Origin of the sequence: Megasphaera sp. NM10 (assembly GCF_000417505.1) — a bacterium.
GTDB classification, from domain to species: domain Bacteria; phylum Bacillota; class Negativicutes; order Veillonellales; family Megasphaeraceae; genus Megasphaera; species Megasphaera intestinihominis.
This window is the reverse complement of record NZ_APHY01000015.1, coordinates 15725-32049: the sequence shown is the minus strand read 5'-3', so window position 1 is coordinate 32049 and position 16325 is coordinate 15725. Positions and strand designations below refer to the sequence as shown.

Annotated in this window: 12 protein-coding genes and 2 pseudogenes; all 14 read right to left on the bottom strand. The window is 55.6% G+C overall.

Features of this window, described 5'->3' with window-relative positions; genetic code table 11:
- Positions 1–12: 12 nt before the first annotated feature.
- The 14 genes and pseudogenes from dnaJ to NM10_RS03490 all read right to left on the bottom strand — a co-directional run bounded on the left by dnaJ (position 13) and on the right by NM10_RS03490 (position 16231).
- Positions 13–1278, bottom strand: a complete 1266-nt coding sequence (gene dnaJ, locus NM10_RS03540; RefSeq protein ID WP_020310231.1) for a molecular chaperone DnaJ — start codon at positions 1276–1278, stop codon at positions 13–15.
- Between the two features lie 23 nt (positions 1279–1301).
- Positions 1302–3163 (bottom strand): annotated as a pseudogene (gene dnaK / locus NM10_RS03535) (molecular chaperone DnaK).
- A gap of 33 nt (positions 3164–3196) precedes the next feature.
- Positions 3197–3808, bottom strand: a complete 612-nt coding sequence (gene grpE / locus NM10_RS03530) for a nucleotide exchange factor GrpE (RefSeq protein WP_020310230.1) — start codon at positions 3806–3808, stop codon at positions 3197–3199.
- A gap of 16 nt (positions 3809–3824) precedes the next feature.
- Positions 3825–4859, bottom strand: coding sequence for a heat-inducible transcriptional repressor HrcA (hrcA, locus tag NM10_RS03525; RefSeq protein ID WP_020310229.1), 1035 nt, complete (start codon positions 4857–4859; stop codon positions 3825–3827).
- Between the two features lie 265 nt (positions 4860–5124).
- Positions 5125–5268 (bottom strand): SEL1-like repeat protein, encoded by a 144-nt coding sequence (locus NM10_RS13200; RefSeq protein ID WP_020310228.1) that lies wholly within the window; start codon positions 5266–5268, stop codon positions 5125–5127.
- Positions 5269–5289: 21 nt separating this feature from the next.
- The gene (locus NM10_RS14390) at positions 5290–6090 is read right to left on the bottom strand and encodes a hypothetical protein (protein ID WP_239639588.1); all 801 of its coding nucleotides are present in this window, start codon (positions 6088–6090) and stop codon (positions 5290–5292) included.
- Positions 6087–6962: a hypothetical protein gene (locus NM10_RS14385; RefSeq protein WP_239639587.1), complete on the bottom strand. Its 876-nt coding sequence runs from the start codon at positions 6960–6962 to the stop codon at positions 6087–6089. Before NM10_RS14385 ends, NM10_RS14390 begins: the two co-directional genes overlap by 4 nt.
- A 231-nt stretch (positions 6963–7193) precedes the next feature.
- Positions 7194–7976 (bottom strand): enoyl-CoA hydratase-related protein, encoded by a 783-nt coding sequence (locus tag NM10_RS03515; protein WP_020310227.1) that lies wholly within the window; start codon positions 7974–7976, stop codon positions 7194–7196.
- 206 nt (positions 7977–8182) lie between these two features.
- A complete protein-coding gene (locus NM10_RS03510; RefSeq protein ID WP_020310226.1) occupies positions 8183–9037 on the bottom strand; it encodes a 3-hydroxybutyryl-CoA dehydrogenase in 855 nt (284 codons plus the stop codon).
- Between the two features lie 1027 nt (positions 9038–10064).
- Entirely contained in the window at positions 10065–11162 is a 1098-nt protein-coding gene (locus tag NM10_RS14935) for an FGGY-family carbohydrate kinase (RefSeq protein ID WP_256378951.1), read from the bottom strand.
- A 68-nt stretch (positions 11163–11230) separates the two neighbouring features.
- A complete protein-coding gene (locus tag NM10_RS14930) occupies positions 11231–11581 on the bottom strand; it encodes an FGGY family carbohydrate kinase (RefSeq protein ID WP_256378950.1) in 351 nt (116 codons plus the stop codon).
- A gap of 20 nt (positions 11582–11601) precedes the next feature.
- On the bottom strand, positions 11602–12168 hold the full coding sequence (locus NM10_RS03500) for a hypothetical protein (RefSeq protein WP_020310225.1): 567 nt from the start codon (positions 12166–12168) through the stop codon (positions 11602–11604).
- A 16-nt stretch (positions 12169–12184) separates the two neighbouring features.
- Entirely contained in the window at positions 12185–12508 is a 324-nt protein-coding gene (locus NM10_RS03495; RefSeq protein ID WP_020310224.1) for a YerC/YecD family TrpR-related protein, read from the bottom strand.
- Between the two features lie 98 nt (positions 12509–12606).
- A pseudogene (locus NM10_RS03490) lies at positions 12607–16231 on the bottom strand (PolC-type DNA polymerase III).
- Positions 16232–16325: the final 94 nt, after the last annotated feature.

The window sequence follows — 16325 nt, the reverse complement described above, 5'->3', positions numbered from 1 at the left end:
CTCCCTTTATCTTTACAGATCTTCTTTTAACTTACTCCAAAAACTCTTCTTGGTCTTCTTCGTATCTTTCTTGTCGCTCTTCGCGCTCGTGGCGTCACCGTCGGCCGGTTGTTCAGCCGGCTTTGGCTCCCCCACCCACGTTTCGCCGCCAGCATAGGCGAATTCCCGCAGGAGTTCCTTCTGTTTGGCGTTGAGGTGCGTCGGTACGGAGACCGTGACCTGGACGTGGTGGTCGCCACGGCGGTTCTTGGACCCCAGGACCGGTACGCCTTTGCCGCGGATGCGGAAGACCGTCCCCGTCTGGGTGCCGGCCGGGATGGTCAGCTCGATTTTGCCGTCCAGGGTTTCGACGAGGATCTTCGACCCCAGGGCGGCCTGGGCGAAGGAAATCGTTTCCTGGGACAAGATGTCGTTGCCTTCACGGGTGAACTTGGGATCGCGGCGGACGAAGATATAGACGTACAAGTCGCCGTGACCGCCGCCGCGGACGCCCGGTTCGCCTTCACCGGCTACGCGCAGGCGTGCGCCGTCGTCGACACCGGCAGGGATCTTGATCTTCAGTTTCTTGCGGACCTTGACCGTCCCCGTGCCATGGCATTTCTTGCACTTGTCATGGATGATCTTGCCTGTGCCGCCGCAGCGGGAACAGGTGCGGACATTGACCATCTGGCCGAAAGGCGTGTTCTGGACGACGCGCTGCTGGCCTGTGCCGTGGCAGTCCGGGCAGGTATCTACCTTGCTTCCCGGTTCGGCACCGTTGCCGTGGCAGTGATCGCACGTTTCTTCTTTCGGGACCTGGATTTCCATTTCCGTACCAAAGGCAGCCTGTTTAAAGGTAATGTCTACGTCGAAGCGCAAATCGGCACCGCGCTGCGGGCCATTGGCCGACTGACGGCTGCCCTGGCCGCCGAAGAAGGAATCAAAGATATCTTCAAAGCCGCCGAAGCCCTGGCCGCCCTGGCCGAATCCGCCAAAGCCGCCAAAACCTCCGAAGCCGCCCTGGCCGAAACCGGCACCGAAACCGGCACCGGAACCGGCAGCATTGCCGTTCTGGAATGCTGCCGGACCGAACTGGTCGTACTGGGCGCGTTTCTGTTTATTCGACAGGACGCTGTACGCTTCGTTGATTTCCTTGAATTTTTCTTCTGCTGCCTTCGGGTTGTCCGGGTTGCGGTCCGGATGGTATTTGAGCGCTAATTTCTTAAAAGCTTTCTTGATTTCTGCGTCGCTGGCGTCTTTGGGAACGCCGAGGACTTCATAATAATCTCTTTTACTCATGTGGGCAGCCCCTCTTATCTATCTTACTTCTTGTCATCGTCGACTACCGTGTAATCGGCGTCGACTACTTTTTCATCTTTCTGGCCATCGCTCTGGGCCTGCTGTGCACCGGCCTGGGCACCGGCTGCCTGCTGCTGAGCCTGCTGGGCAGCGTCTGCGTTCTTGTACATTTCGCTGGTCAGGTCATAGAGCGGTTTGGTCAAGGCTTCGGAAGCGGCTTTGATCTTATCCGTATCGTCGGTCTTCATGGCTTCTTTCAAGGCAGCGATCTTATCCTTGATTTCCGAAACTTTGGAAGCGTCGGCTTTGTCGCCCATATCCTTGATGGTCTTTTCGGCCTGGTAAATGAGGGAGTCAGCGTTGTTCTTAGCTTCGATGCCTTCTTTACGTTTCTTGTCTTCCGCTTCGTGAGCGGCAGCTTCTTTGACCATGCGGTCGATTTCGTCCTTGTCGAGGCCCGACGAAGATTTGATGGTGATCTTCTGTTCCTTGCCTGTGCCGAGGTCTTTTGCCGAAACGTTTACGATGCCGTTGGCGTCGATGTTGAAGGTGACTTCGATACGAGGTACTCCACGGGGAGCAGCCGGGATGCCGGTCAGTTCAAAGCGGCCGAGGGTCTTGTTGTCGGCTGCCATTTCACGTTCGCCCTGAAGGACGTGGACGTCGACAGACGGCTGGTTATCGACAGCTGTCGAGAAGACCTGGCTGCCGGAAGTCGGAATCGTCGTGTTGCGGTCGATGATCTTGGTGAAGACACCGCCGAGGGTTTCAATGCCCAGAGAAAGCGGCGTAACATCGAGGAGCAGGACGTCTTTGACATCGCCGACGAGGACACCGGCCTGGATAGCTGCGCCGATAGCGACACATTCATCGGGGTTGACGCCTTTGCTCGGTTCTTTGCCGAGGATGGATTTGATGGCATCCTGGACAGCCGGGATACGGCTGGAACCGCCGACGAGGATGATCTTGTCGATTTCGTCGATGGTGTAGCCCGAGTCAGCGATGGCTTTCTTGGTCGGTTCCATCGTAGCCTGGACGAGGTCTTCCGTCAATTCGTTGAATTTAGCACGGGTCAAGGTCAAATCGAGGTGTTTCGGGCCCGTAGCATCAGCCGTGATGAAGGGCAGGTTGATATTGGTCGAGAGGACCGTGGACAATTCGATCTTAGCTTTTTCAGCAGCTTCCTTGAGGCGCTGTTCAGCCATCTTATCCTGCGAGAGGTCGATGCCCGTTTCTTTCTTGAATTCGCTGATCATCCATTCCATGACTTTGTTATCGAAGTCATCGCCGCCGAGGTGCGTGTTGCCGTTGGTAGCCTTTACTTCGAAGACGCCGTCGCCGAGTTCGAGGATGGACACATCGAAAGTACCGCCGCCGAGGTCGAATACGAGGATCTTGCCGTCGCCGCCTTTATCGAGCCATAAGCCAGGGCTGCTGCCGTCGGTTCGTTGACGATACGGAGAACGTCGAGGCCGGCGATCTTACCAGCATCTTTGGTAGCCTGGCGCTGGCCGTCGTTGAAGTATGCCGGAACGGTGATGACGGCCTGGGTGACTTTTTCGCCGAGGTAGCTTTCAGCGTCTTCCTTCAATTTCTGAAGGATCATAGCGGAAATTTCCTGCGGTGTATATTTCTTGCCCTGGATGTCTACGGTGTAGTTTTCACCCATGTGGCGTTTAATGGACGAAATGGTGTTTTCCGGGTTGGATACGGCCTGACGTTTTGCCAGCTGGCCGACGAGGCGTTCGCCCGTCTTGGAGAAGCCGACGACAGACGGTGTGAGGCGGGATCCTTCCGTATTCGTGATGACCGTAGGTTCGCCGCCTTCCATGACAGCTACTACGGAGTTTGTTGTACCTAAGTCAATACCAATAACTTTACTCATAAAAGATTCCTCCAATCTTATTTCAAACGATGATTAACCGTTGAATGCAACTTTGACCATGGCCGGACGCAGCGTCTTGTCGCCCAGGAGATATCCTTCCTGGAGGACTTCTACGACGACGTCGTCATCGTATTCGTCGCTGGGCACGCGCATGACGGCCTGATGATAATTGGGGTCGAAAGGTTTGCCGACAGCATCGATCTTAGTGACCCCTTCCTTTTCCAGGACGCCCAGGAGCTGTTTGTAAATCATTTCATAGCCGTCGATGAAGGATTTCACATCATCGGCCACCTTATCCTGCGGGACCTGCAGGGCCCGTTCGAAATTGTCGATGACCGGAAGGATGTTAGTGATGACGTCCATCTTGACGACTTCTGAAATCTGGAGCTTTTCAGCCGCTGTGCGTTTCTTATAGTTAGCAAAATCTGCCTGGAGCCGGACGAACTGCTGCTGGAGCTTGGCGGCCTTGTCGGCTTCCGCTTTGGCAGCAGCGTCTTTGGCATCCGGTGCCTTTTTATCGGCGCCTTCATCTGCCGCGGTTCCCTTGGCTTCGTCTACCTTTTCCTTAGCAGCATCTTCGGCGACTTTTTCCGCGTCTTCTGCTAATACGGTATCTTTTTCTTCTTTATTTTCTTTCTTACTCATGTCTGTGTACCCCTCCCTACTTATCGTCGTGGTAATGTGCCAGCATATGTGTCACATGCTGTTTCATAAAGTCCAAAAGACCGATGATCTTGGCATACTCCATACGAGCCGGTCCCAAGACGGCCAGCTTGCCGAGGACTACATCATGGTCGGTAAAGGTCGCTTCAATGATGCTGCAATCATTGATAGACGACAATTTCGCTTCTTCGCCGATGCGGACCGTCACGGCCCCGCCTTCGCCCTCGTCGTGAAGGAGATTGGCGACGACATCCTGTTCTTCCAGCATGGTAAAGAGGCTCTTGGCCTTGTCGACGTCTTTGAACTCCGGCTTGTTCAGGAGCTCCATGGTCCCGCCTTTGTAGAACTGCTGGTCTTTGTGGAAGGCCCGTCCCATGGCCCGGAAGGCCAGGCGGTACAATTCGACGTCGTCGACGATGGTCTCGTGAAAGGCTTCGATGGCCTTTTCATCGATATGGTCCATGGCCATGCCGGCCAGGTAGTTGGTCAGCCGCTGGGCGATGATGTTCAGATCGTCCAGGCTGGCACCGGCCGGTTTGGGATAAATGCAGTTCTCTACCTGTCCCGTATCGGTGACGACGATCATGATGGCCCGGCGGTCATCGAGCGGTAAGAAGCGGATGTACTTCAGCTTGGAATTGAGCCGCTGTGACGCCATGACCAGGGTGACGTTGTGAGTGATCCTGGCCAGTAACTTGGCCGTCGACTGAAAAATCTGGTCGACGCTGCTCACTTTGTCCTGGAACCAGGCGCGGACGAATTGCTTTTCTGCGTCCGTGATCTTCGTCGGCTTGAGCAGGCAGTCGACGTAGAAGCGGTATCCCTTCAGCGACGGGATGCGGCCGGACGACGTGTGAGGCTGTTCCAGGTAGCCCATTATTTCCAAATCGAACATTTCGTTGCGGATCGTCGCGGCGCTGACGCCTAAGTCATACTTGCGGGCAATCGTTCTCGACCCGACAGGTTCGGCAGAGGAGATGTAATCCTGAATAATGGCTTGCAGTATTTTCTGTTTTCGTGCATCCAAATCCATCGTACTCACCTTCTGCTCATTTGACCATTTTTAGTGGTCTGACTATTTGACTTCTAAGACTATATATAAGATAGCATGGAGAATATGTTTTGTCAAGAGAATATAAGTCAAAAAGTCAAATTAGTTGTAAAAAAAGAGCTGCCGCACATGCGACAGCTCTTTTTTCTGTAGGGGCGCCACGTTGGGCGCCCGCTCACACCCATCGGTCACAAGTATCTCACATATACCCAGCGGGCTCGCCACGTGCGAGCCCCTACAGTGAAATTCAACCTCTCCGGCCCTTTCGGGCCACCTCCCCTAGTAAGGGAGGCTTTATGCGCTGAGCCGCTTTTTCGTAGAGGCTCCTGGCCTTGGCGTAATCCTGTTTGACGCCCTTGCCCTGTTCGTAGCACTTGCCCAAAAGATACATACTGGTCGTATCGCCTTTCTGCTAGGCCTTGTCGTACCACTGGGCAGCCTGGGCATCGCTCTGTTTTTCGCCCAAGCCGTTAGCGGCCATGAGGCCCAGGTAGCGGCCGGCCTTCATGTTGCCGTCGTTCCAGGCCTTCTGGAAACATTCGCGGGCGACGTCGTAGTCCGTCGCACCGTCCTGGCCGTACAAGTAGGCAATACCCGTGTTGAGCAGGGCTTTGCCCTGGGGGCTGCCCTTATGGGCGCCGTCCTTGCCGTGCTGTTTGGCATCCATGCCGGCCGGTGCCTTTTTCTTCAGGACATCTTCGGCCTTGGTCTGTTCAAAGAGCCAGTCCCGGATGCCTTCGATATTGTAGGCAAAGGACCAGGTATACATGTGGCTGCCGTCCTTGAAGACCGTATAGTTGATGGGTGCCTGCTGGTCTTCCATGACCCGCATCATCTGTTCAAAGACAGGCGTACCGCCCGTGCTGTCCCACATGCGGCTGCGGGCGACGACAGCGCCGTCCTTTTCCCACAGGGCCGTCGCTTCGTTCATGCCCGGAAAGGCCTTGCTGTCGCCCTGGCAGACGGTGATCCAGAGGTTCTTGCCCTTGAGTTTTTCCATTTCCTGCGTATCCCACTGGCAGGCGACGAGGTACTGGCCGGCAAAGAGTTCCGGATAGGCGTCGCTGATGGCGATGTTGGCCATGCCGCCCTGGGACTGGCCCGTCCCGTAGATGCGGTCCTTGTCGACGCGGTACTTATTGGATACATCCATGATGAGGTCCGTCACCAGGGTCAGGCCCTGGGTCCACTGGTGGGTATCGGTGGTCATCATGCCGATAGAGCGGATGAGGTCTTCCGTATACTGCGGCGCCAGGACGATGGCCGGATGCTTGGCCTGTTCTTCCGGCGTTGCCCAGACGATGGCCCCGTTGCCTGATAGAGGACGGCCTTGGGGTCGTTGATGTTGGCGCTGGCATCGGCGATGAAGACGACCATGGGATAAGTCTTGGCCTTGTCGGCGTCGTAATCTTTGGGCAGGTAAATATTATACGGCATTTCATAGCCCGTAGCCGGGTCCTTATATATATAAGTTTTAAAGGCGTCCTTGACGGCATCGACGGTCTTGTCGGCAGCCAGGGCCGTCGTCGTCGGGCCATAAGCCGTGCCATCCGTCGCGTAGATCGTCCCGGTCTGGCTGACAGCGACGCTCAGGTCCGGTGCCTTGCGGTCGGAATACATGGGCGCATCGCCGCCGTTCAAGGCGTTGGAGCCTTCTTTGCCCTTATCGCCCTGGTCATCTTTGGGCTTCTTCTGGGAAGCTGCCGTCGGCAAGGGCGTAGCCGGATGGACTAGGCTGACGATGACGTAACTGCCCTTCTTGCCGGCCAGGGCCGTTTCCGGCGCATCATTGGTATAGACCTTGTCGATCGTCTTGCCGGCGACGGTGAAATCCGACGCCTTCAGGCGGCTGGCATCAATGGTCTTGGGATAATGAAGGGCTACAGCCGATACGCTTTCGCCGTCATCATAGACCGTACTCAAGGCCGTCACGTCGCGGATAGAAGATGGAGCCGCTGTCGCCGCTGCCGTCGCCGTCACGGCCGTCTGATCTAAGCCATCCACTGCCGGTGCGGCCCAGACAGGAGCCGTCAGGCTGAGGGCACAGCAGAGCACAGCCAGAGCGGGAATATGTTTACCTTTCATGAAGAGGTCACCTCGAATTGAAATTTTTTTGCAATTCATTATACCACGCCTGGTTCGCCTTCCTGTGGCCGTTGTAACACAATTTTGTGAAAAGGCTAGTGGCTCGTAATTCGTGGCTCGTGGCTCTCCTTATAGGAGAGCTGTCAGCGAAGCTGACTGAGAGGTTGCTCAACAGAAAAAGGCCTGCCGCATAGCGACAGGCCCTTTTCTATTAGGAGTCAAACAATGGAATTATTTACCTTCGAAAGTTGCTTTGCGTTTTTCGCAGAAAGCAGCCATGCCTTCCTTCTGGTCGGCTGTGGAGAAGCAGAGGCCGAAGACTTCAGCTTCATAAGCGATACCGGTTACGACGTCGCAGTTGATGCCGCGGTTGATGGCAGCTTTGGAGAGCTGTACAGCAATCGGAGCGTTCTTAGCGATCTTCTTAGCCAGTTTAACAGCAGCCGGCATTAATTCTTCCTGCGGGAAGACTTCGTTGACCAAGCCGATAGCTTTTGCTTTTTCAGCGTCGATCATGCCGCCCGTGTAGATGAGTTCTTTAGCGTGGCCGCGGCCGACGACACGGGTCAGGCGCTGTGTGCCGCCGAAGCCCGGAGTGATGCCCAGACCGACTTCCGGCTGGCCGAATTTAGCGTTTTCAGCTGCATAGCGGATATCGCAAGCGCAGGAGAGTTCGCAGCCGCCGCCGAGAGCGAAGCCGTTGATAGCTGCGATGACAGGCTGCGGCAGGTTTTCGATTTCCGTGAAGACGTTCTGACCGAACTGGCCCCATTCGCGGCCTTCAGCAGCGTTCTTGGAAGCCATTTCTTTGATGTCAGCGCCAGCGACGAAGGATTTAGCACCTGCGCCGGTGATGATGACGACTTTGATAGCTTTATCAACTGCGACTTTTTCGACAACGTCCTTCAATTCGCTGACCGTAGCCTGGCTCAGGGCGTTCAGAGCTTTCGGACGATTGATGGTGATCGTTGCAATACCGTCTTCGACAGCAAAAAGAATGTTCTGGTAATCCATGAGAAAAACCTCCTAAATACATATAATAGTGTTAATAGTATAGTATAGAAATAGTATGTACAACAGGCTGCCCTCCCCAAAGGGACTCCTGCCAGTCAGACCGCCCCTGCCGACAGGATAGGCGCACTGTCAATACGCGCATGAGATTCTAAAAATAATACGGGGTGTGAAAGTCACGCCCCGTATTCGATTAGCAGATCGCTAACTTATTTCGTGTAATCGTAGAAGCCTTTGCCAGTCTTACGGCCGAGGTAACCTGCCTGGACATATTTCTTGAGCAATGCGCAAGGACGATATTTCGGATCGCCGAAGCCTTCGTAGAGGACTTCCATAACGTGGAGAACGACGTCGTTACCAATAAGGTCGCAGAGAGCCAGAGGTCCCATCGGATGGTTGAAGCCGAGTTTGCAGACGTTATCGATGTCTTCTTTGGAAGCAACGTCTTCCATCAAAGCCTGGATAGCTTCGTTCAGCATCGGGATGACGATACGGTTGCCAGCGAAGCCCGGGAAGTCGTTAACTTTGACCGGTGTTTTGCCGAGGTCTTTCGAAAGTTTGTCGATCTTTTCATACGTTTCTTCAGAAGTAGCGATGCCGTTGATGACTTCGATCAATTTCATGACCGGTGCCGGGTTGAAGAAGTGCATGCCGATGACTTTGTCCGGGCGTTTCGTAGCTGCGCCGATCTGGGTGATAGCCAGGGACGAAGTGTTGGATGCGAGGATCGTGTGTTCCGGGCAGAGTTCGTCGAGTTCTTTGAAGATAGCCGATTTGATCTTCAAGTCTTCGATAGCTGCTTCAACGACGAGGTCGATGTCTTTCATGTTATCAGCCGTACGGGTTACGAAGCCAGAAACGCGAGCCATAGTTGCGTCTTTGTCTTCCTGGGTCATTTTGCCTTTGGAGACCTGTTTGGTCAGCTGTTTTTCGATTTTAGCTTTGCCGCCAGCGATGAATTCGTCTTTAATATCGTTCAAGACGACATCCCAGCCGTGCGTTGCGAAAACCTGTGCAATGCCAGAACCCATTGTACCTGCACCAATAACCATTACTTTACTCATGTTTAACTCCTCCTTCGTCGCGTGATTTTTTTCACTAGATTCTTCTAAAAAAATCACGCACGTTCTAAATAAGATTCACTGCTTACACTGATAGTATACCACACTTCCCAAAAAAATCCACTAAAAAACGGCACTTTTTTCAATTTTTCACATTTATGACATGCGTTTTATGCAATAATCAAGAAGTCAAATTACTTCTTTGCATCATTCGATAGAATTATCTCATAGATCTATGTGACGTTATGAACTTACGTCATGGGAGATACTTCTATTTTTCACAAAGTGCATGGGTAGGGATTCCCTTTGGGAATCCCCACCCGCAGGTCGCCGCGACATCAAAGATGTCGCATGTAGGGGCCGCCCCAAAGCCTTTCCAGCCCGTCAGGTGCTGACCAACGGGAGGCACAGGACAGCTGCTGGAACGGACAGCCGTGGCGGGCGGCCCGCTTGTGGGAATTCCGTTTACGGATGGCCCGCTTGTGGGAATACCGCAAAAAAGAGGCTGTCGCATTAAGACAGCCTCTTTTTGAGTTTTAAGTTTGTAGTTTTTAGTTTGCAGCAAATGGTAAAAAATTTAAAACCAACTTCTACAAACTATAAACTACAAACTCCGTACGATAAACTATCACGAAAGGACAACCTCTCAGTCAGCTTCGCTGACAGCTCTCCTATGAGGAGAGCCGAACGGACCGCCCTTCGGATAGCGTTGTTCACGGGATTCAGGCGGGCCGCCTTATCAGGACGGCCCCTACGAAAAGCCCCAATCGGGGCCATTTTTACGAGTCGAAAATCACCCAAGGCGATGCTTTCCCTTTGAGGCGCTGCCGTGCAACGGCATCCGTAGGGGCGTCCCAGAGGGCGGCCCGCTACGCGCTGAGGGTATCCCGAAGCGTCGTTCTCATTTTGAGTCTGTCGCGGCGGGCCGCCGCATCGGAATCCGAAGCGGCCGGCGAATTACGGATAGCGTTGCTCATGGGATTCAGGCGGGCCGCCCTTTGGGCGGCCCCTACGAGCCACGAGCCACGACTCACAAAGTGCCGTTCAGGGCTTTGAGCAGGTTTTCGCGTTTGTCATAGGCCCTGCGGTAGGTAGCCGTATGGTTTTCGTCGGGCACGTAGGTGGCCTTGATTTCCAGCTGGCGCTGGAGGGCCTGTTTGAGGTCCGGTATGTCGCCTGCGGCATAGGCGGCGACGATGCAGTTGGTCGGGACGGCGCCGCCGGCGACTTTGAGGGTCACGATTTTCGTATCCAGCATGTCGGCCTTGATCTGGTTCCACAGTTCATCGCGGCTGCCGCCTTCGGTGATGGTCAGCTGGGTCAGGTCGATGCCGGCCTTGCGGTAGCGGTCGGTGATTTCCATATAGTCATAGCCGATGCCTTCGAGGACGCAGCGCCACATGGCCCCCTGGTCGGAGTCGAGGGTCAGGCCCGTGAAGGTCCCGCGGACGTTGGGATAGTCGCCGTTGCCGCCGGTCAGGTAGGGAATGAACATGGCCCCGTCGCAGCCGGGCTGATGGCGCCGGGCCAGTTCGTCCAGGGTCCCGTAGTAGTCATCGCCTTCTTCGCGGGCAATGCTGTCCTTGAACCAGCGCAGGGCCAGGCCGCCTGTGCGGACCATGCCCCAGTAGAAATACGTCCCCGGCAGGGTGCCGGAATTGAAGATGAGGTTGCTCCCCGGCACGGACAGTTCCGGAATGATGCCGTCCGTGGCGGCGCAGAACATGGCGCACGTCCCGGCGACGTCGACGGCGCGGCCCGCTTCCAGGATGCCGCTGCCCATCATGGATTCCATCGTGTCGCCGGCGCCGGCGCAGATGGGGATACCTGCAGGGAAGCCCGTTTCCATGGCATCTTCTTCGCAGAGCCTGCCGATGATGTCCCAGGGCTTGACGATGCGCGGCATATAGCGTTCAGGGATGCCCAGGATATCCAGCTGTTCTGGCGACCATTTCTTCTGGACCACGTCATAGCCCAGGCCCCAGCCGGACATGGCGCCCCAGTCGATGAAGGCGTCTTCCCCTTTGAGGCCGGCCAGGTGCATGAGGACGTACGGGCAGTTGTGGACGAACTTGACGCCCTTTTCCTGCCAGGCCGGGACGTTCTTCATGAACCAGCGAGCGAACATGGCCGGGAACATGATGTTCGGTTCGGCATTGCCCGTTTCTTTGCCCCAGATGGCCAGCTTCTGCGCCTTCAGGCTTCCACGTCGTCGGCCGTGCGGCTGTCGAGATAGTTGACATAAGGCGTGATGGCGTTGCCGTCGGCGTCGATACCGGCGATGCCGCAGATGATCCCGTCGCCCATGATGGCCCGGACGTTCTTCACGTCCCAGCCCTTCTCTTCCATCTGGCGGCTGCACGAAGCCATGCACTGCTTGATGAGGCGGTAATATTCATCGACGTCCATCTGGACCCAGCCCGGCTGGGGGTAGGCCAGATGGGTCTTGGCCGTGTCCATAGCCAGGCAGTGCTGGTCTTCGTCGTAGACGGCGACTTTGACGCTCTGCGTCCCGGCATCGAAACCGAGGTAATACTTGTCACTCATAGGTAACACATCCTTTCCGTTCAGCCCCGGCAATCCTTTACCATCCCGCCAAGGCGGCTCACGAGGCCCGTCGTCGACTCGTTCGGTTTCGGGAAGCGGCGCAGGGCGGTCATGGCTTCGACGTAACAGAAGAACTCTTCCATGGCCGTCTCGATCTGCCCCAGCGTCTGGCCGTCGATGTGCTCGATGAGGGCCAGGTCGTGCTGTTCATAGCGGTTGATATAGCCGTAAAGCGAACAAAACGTACCGGGCCGCTTGGTATAGGAGCAGAAAAAGCAGTATTCCACCATGGCGTCGCACTTCTTGAGCGTATCCTGCCGTTCGACGCCGGCAAATTCCTGCCGTTCCTGGATGACGGTCTTGACCCAGCTGTTCAAGACGCCTTCAAAGAAAGCGAACAGGGACAAGAGGGCCGCCCGGTAATAGCGCCGGGCCAGGAACGTGCCCTTCTTGGTCCCCTTGTCCTGCTGCATGGCAGCCCGTTTTTTAAATGTACAATAATCCTTCCACAACTCTTCGTAAATGGAAGCATGCAATATATCCATATCACCATTATGGAAAATGGTGACATCAATCTTAGCCTTCATGAAATCGGCTACCCTCCTACTTGGATAACTTCAGGAAATCCGGGTCCTTTTCGGCCATGCGGGAGAGGATCTTCTCGTAGCCGCCACTGCCGTAGACCAGGCAGCGCTTGATGCGGCTGATAGTCGCCGTGCTGGCGCCGGTCTTCTTGACGATGTCTTCATAGATATCGCCGGCCTTGAGCATACGGGCCACTTCCAGGCGGGCCGAAATGGCCTTCATTTCCTGAATGGTGCAAAGGTCTTCAAAAAATTCATAACATTCTTCGACACTCTTCAATTCCAAAATAGCACGAAATAACTGATCGTGCAAATGGTCTCGCAATTTTTCATTCACTGCCATGACAATCCCTCTTTCTAAGACAGATTCCTTTAGTTCGTTAAATACTAAAAACATTATACGGCACGAAAGTCAATCTGTCGAGGAAATGTTTTTTCCGCCTACATGGCGAAGAGGTCGATCTGTTCATCTTCGGGCAAATCGCCGAGACAGCCTTCCTGGCTCATGACGTCGACCAGGGACTGGGACACTTTGCCGCGCATCTTGAGGTCGGCCTTGGAGCTGAACGGCGCCTGTTCGCGGGCCGATACGATCTGTTCGGCTACGTTGGCGCCCAGGCCGTCGATGGCCGTAAAGGGCGGCAGGATCTTGCCGTCGCAGATGGTGAACTTCGTCGCTGCCGAGCGGTTGATGTCGACATTCATAAAGGAAAAGCCGCGGAGGCTCATTTCCTTGGCCAGTTCCAGGGCCGAATAGAGGTCCTGTTCGATTTTCGACGCACTCTTGCCCTTGGCGGCGATTTCCTTCATGGCCCGTTCCTGCCCTTCCAGGCCGTGGATCATGGCCGACAGCTTGAAGGCCTTGGCACGGATCGTGAAGAAAGCGCAGTAGTAGGCCAGAGGCTGGTTAATCTTGTACCAGGCGATGCGGAAAGCCATCATGACGTAGGCCACGGCATGGGCCCTCGGGAAGAGGTAGCCGATCTTGTGGCACGAGTCGATGAACCACTGCGGAATGTGGCCGGCCTTGAGCTCGCCTTCGTAGTCCGTCGTCTTCTGGCCCAATTTATTGAGCTTGTCGATGCCCTTGCCCTTACGGACATTTTCCATGACCTTGAAACTCGTCTTGGGCTTGATGCCGTGCTGGATGAGATAGTTCATGATGTCGTCACGCGTCGAGACGGCTTCCTTCAGGGGGACCGTCCCCGACGTGATCAGATTCTGGGCATTGTTCAGCCAGACGTCGGTGCCGTGGGAGAAACCGGAAATGCGGACCAGTTCGGAAAAGGTCTTGGGCTTGGTGTCGACGAGCATCTGGCGGACGAAGGACGTGCCGAATTCCGGGATGCCCAGGCTGCCGACTTTCGAGCCCAGTTCTTCCGGCGTCACGCCCAGGGCCTTGGTCGAGCTGAACAGGCTCAGCGTCGCCGGGTCATCAAAGGGAATAGTCGTCGCCTTGATGCCGGTCATATCTTCGAGCATGCGGATGACCGTCGGATCATCATGGCCGAGGATATCGAGCTTGACCAGACGGCCTTCGATGGAGTGATAATCGAAATGGGTCGTAATGATGCCGCTGTCCTTCTTGTTGGCCGGATACTGGACGGGCGTGAAATGATGGACGTCCATATCGCGGGGAATGACCATGACGCCGCCCGGATGCTGGCCCGTCGTATTCTTGATGCCCGTGCAGCCGGCGACCAGGCTGTTGACATAGGCATCGTTGACCTTGATGCCCTTGGCTTCGGCCCACTTCATGACGTAGCCATAAGCCGTCTTGTCCTTGACGGCACCGATGGTCCCGGCGCGGAAGACGTTGTCCTTGCCGAAGAGTTCTTCCGTGTACTTATGGGCTTTCGGATGGTATTCGCCGGAGAAATTGAGGTCGATATCAGGGACCTTGTCGCCGTCGAAGCCCAGGAAGATAGCGAACGGGATGTTGTGGCCGTTCTTGTGGAGCGGCGTGCCGCACTTCGGGCAGACCTTGTCGGGCAGGTCGAAGCCGCCGCCGACTTCGCCGTGCGTAAAGAACTCGCTCCACTGGCACTTGGGGCAGACATAATGCGGCGGCAGGGGGTTGACTTCGGTAATGTCCGACATAGTCGCCACGAAGGACGAGCCGACAGACCCACGGGAGCCGACGAGGTAGCCGTCGTCGTTGGAGTGCTTGACCAGCTTGTGGGCGATGTAATAGAGGACGCCGAAGCCGTGGCCCAGGATGGACGTGAATTCTTCTTCCAATCGGTCTTCGACAATCTTCGGCAGCGGGTCGCCGTAGATTTCATGGGCCTTTTTATAGCACATGTTCTTCAGTGCTTCCGACGAACCGGCGATCTGCGGGAAATAGAGCGTTTCCTTCGGCACCGGCCGGCAGTCGTCGATCATATCGTTGATCTTATTGGGGTTGGTAATGACCACTTCCCGCGCCCGTTCCTCGCCGAGGTAGGCAAATTCAGCCAGCATCTCGTCGGTCGTGCGCAGGTAGAGGTCGGGCTGGAATTCCGCATCCTTGAAGCCCTTGCCAGTCATGAGGATTTCCCGGTAAATCTTGTCTTCGGGGTTCATGAAATGAGCATCGCAGGTGGCGACGGTCAATTTCCCCAGGTCATCGCCGAGCTTGAGGATCGTCCGGTTGATGTCGCGCAGGCCTTCTTCATCGGCGACGAAGCCTTCGCGGACGAGGAAGCCGTTGTTGGTGAGCGGCTGGATTTCCAGATAGTCGTAGAACGATGCGATTTTCTTCAATTCTTCATAAGGCAGCTTCTTCTGGACCATCGAGCGGACCAGCTCGCCGGCTTCGCAAGCCGAGCCCAGGATGAGGCCTTCGCGGTATTCTGACAGGACCGCCCGGGGGGATGCGCGGCCGGCCGCGGTAGATATATTTCAAATGGGAAATGCTGACCAATTTATAGAGATTGCGGATGCCGATCTGGTTCTTGGCCAGGATGATGATATGGTACGACTGGTCGATCTTATCATCGAAGAGGTAGCCTTCCATGCCATAGATGACCTTGACGTTGTTGGTCTTGTCCGTCGAGATTTCCTGGAGCAGCGGGAAGGACTGGACGACGCCGTGGTCGGTGACGGCAACGGCCGGATGGCCCCACTTCTTGATGGTCTTGATGAGCTGTTTGACCGTGATCAGGGCGTCCATGTCGCTCATGACCGTATGCAGGTGGAGTTCGACGCGCGGCGTGGGATTATGGTCTTCCCGTTCCACTGTACCGCCGTCGGCTTCCATCATGTCGTAGGCCATGAGGACGTAGTCGTTCTGGTAATTGTCGTACTGGATATTGCCGTGGACCCGGACGTAGACGCCGGGCTTGAGCTTCTTGACCAGGTTGTCGTATTCTTCCGGCGTCAGCGTGTTCTTGCGGCGGAACTTGCCGCCTCCGCCCTGATTGCTGACGTCGAGGAACTTCTTGGCTGAAATGCCGTTGGTGCTGTCGGCCATCTGGAAGGTCAGGAGGATGCGCTTCGACTTGAGTTCCCGGAACTCGACCTTGACGACCTTCCCCTTGAGGATAACGTCGTTCTGTTCCTCGCCGAGGACGTCGTTGATGGCGACGGCATCGCCGCCAAAGGCCCGGCCCATCCAGACCCGGCTGTCGCCGCCGGTCTTGGTGCCCGTCCTGGTACTGCCCGTACCGGGCTGGAACGCCGACTGGCAGGCCTTCTTGTAATCTTCATCGGCGTACAATTCGTCGTCCACATCGTAAATGGAATCGTAGCAGTCTTCATGAGGAATCCCGTAGCCTTCCATATCATCAGTGGAAATATCGGCGACCTGGCGCAGCGGGTCATTGTCGGGCACGGCCAGAGACATATCGCCGCCGTGAAAGACCGACGTCACCCGGTGTTCGACCGATACCGTCCCGTCCAGGCCCAATTTCCGGCTGACCCGGTCGCGGAGAAGATCCATATCGCCGATGGCATAAGGCGATTCCGTCCGGACATGCCAGGCATGACCGGCCAGATCGGCCGCAATCGAAGCGACCGTCACCGACCGCCCGCCGTCGACGGGGATCAAAATATCATTTTTAGGAACAATATGCCAGACTTTCATATATTTTCCTTTCTATAAGCGGGCCTGTCGCACAAAGTTTTTACCACCATGCGCGGTCCCTTTTACGTTATAGTTTGGAGTTTGCAGACAATGG

Excerpts from the sequence above, each read along its gene's own strand:
- dnaJ (WP_020310231.1), bottom strand. The coding sequence starts at position 1,278 with ATGAGTAAAAGAGATTATTATGAAGTCCTCGGCGTTCCCAAAGACGCC.
- grpE (WP_020310230.1), bottom strand. The coding sequence starts at position 3,808 with ATGAGTAAGAAAGAAAATAAAGAAGAAAAAGATACCGTATTAGCAGAA.
- hrcA (WP_020310229.1), bottom strand. The coding sequence starts at position 4,859 with ATGGATTTGGATGCACGAAAACAGAAAATACTGCAAGCCATTATTCAG.
- NM10_RS13200 (WP_020310228.1), bottom strand. The coding sequence starts at position 5,268 with ATGTATCTTTTGGGCAAGTGCTACGAACAGGGCAAGGGCGTCAAACAG.
- NM10_RS14390 (WP_239639588.1), bottom strand. The coding sequence starts at position 6,090 with ATGATGACCACCGATACCCACCAGTGGACCCAGGGCCTGACCCTGGTG.
- NM10_RS14385 (WP_239639587.1), bottom strand. The coding sequence starts at position 6,962 with ATGAAAGGTAAACATATTCCCGCTCTGGCTGTGCTCTGCTGTGCCCTC.
- NM10_RS03515 (WP_020310227.1), bottom strand. The coding sequence starts at position 7,976 with ATGGATTACCAGAACATTCTTTTTGCTGTCGAAGACGGTATTGCAACG.
- NM10_RS03510 (WP_020310226.1), bottom strand. The coding sequence starts at position 9,037 with ATGAGTAAAGTAATGGTTATTGGTGCAGGTACAATGGGTTCTGGCATT.
- NM10_RS14935 (WP_256378951.1), bottom strand. The coding sequence starts at position 11,162 with ATGTTCGCTCGCTGGTTCATGAAGAACGTCCCGGCCTGGCAGGAAAAG.
- NM10_RS14930 (WP_256378950.1), bottom strand. The coding sequence starts at position 11,581 with ATGAGTGACAAGTATTACCTCGGTTTCGATGCCGGGACGCAGAGCGTC.
- NM10_RS03500 (WP_020310225.1), bottom strand. The coding sequence starts at position 12,168 with ATGAAGGCTAAGATTGATGTCACCATTTTCCATAATGGTGATATGGAT.
- NM10_RS03495 (WP_020310224.1), bottom strand. The coding sequence starts at position 12,508 with ATGGCAGTGAATGAAAAATTGCGAGACCATTTGCACGATCAGTTATTT.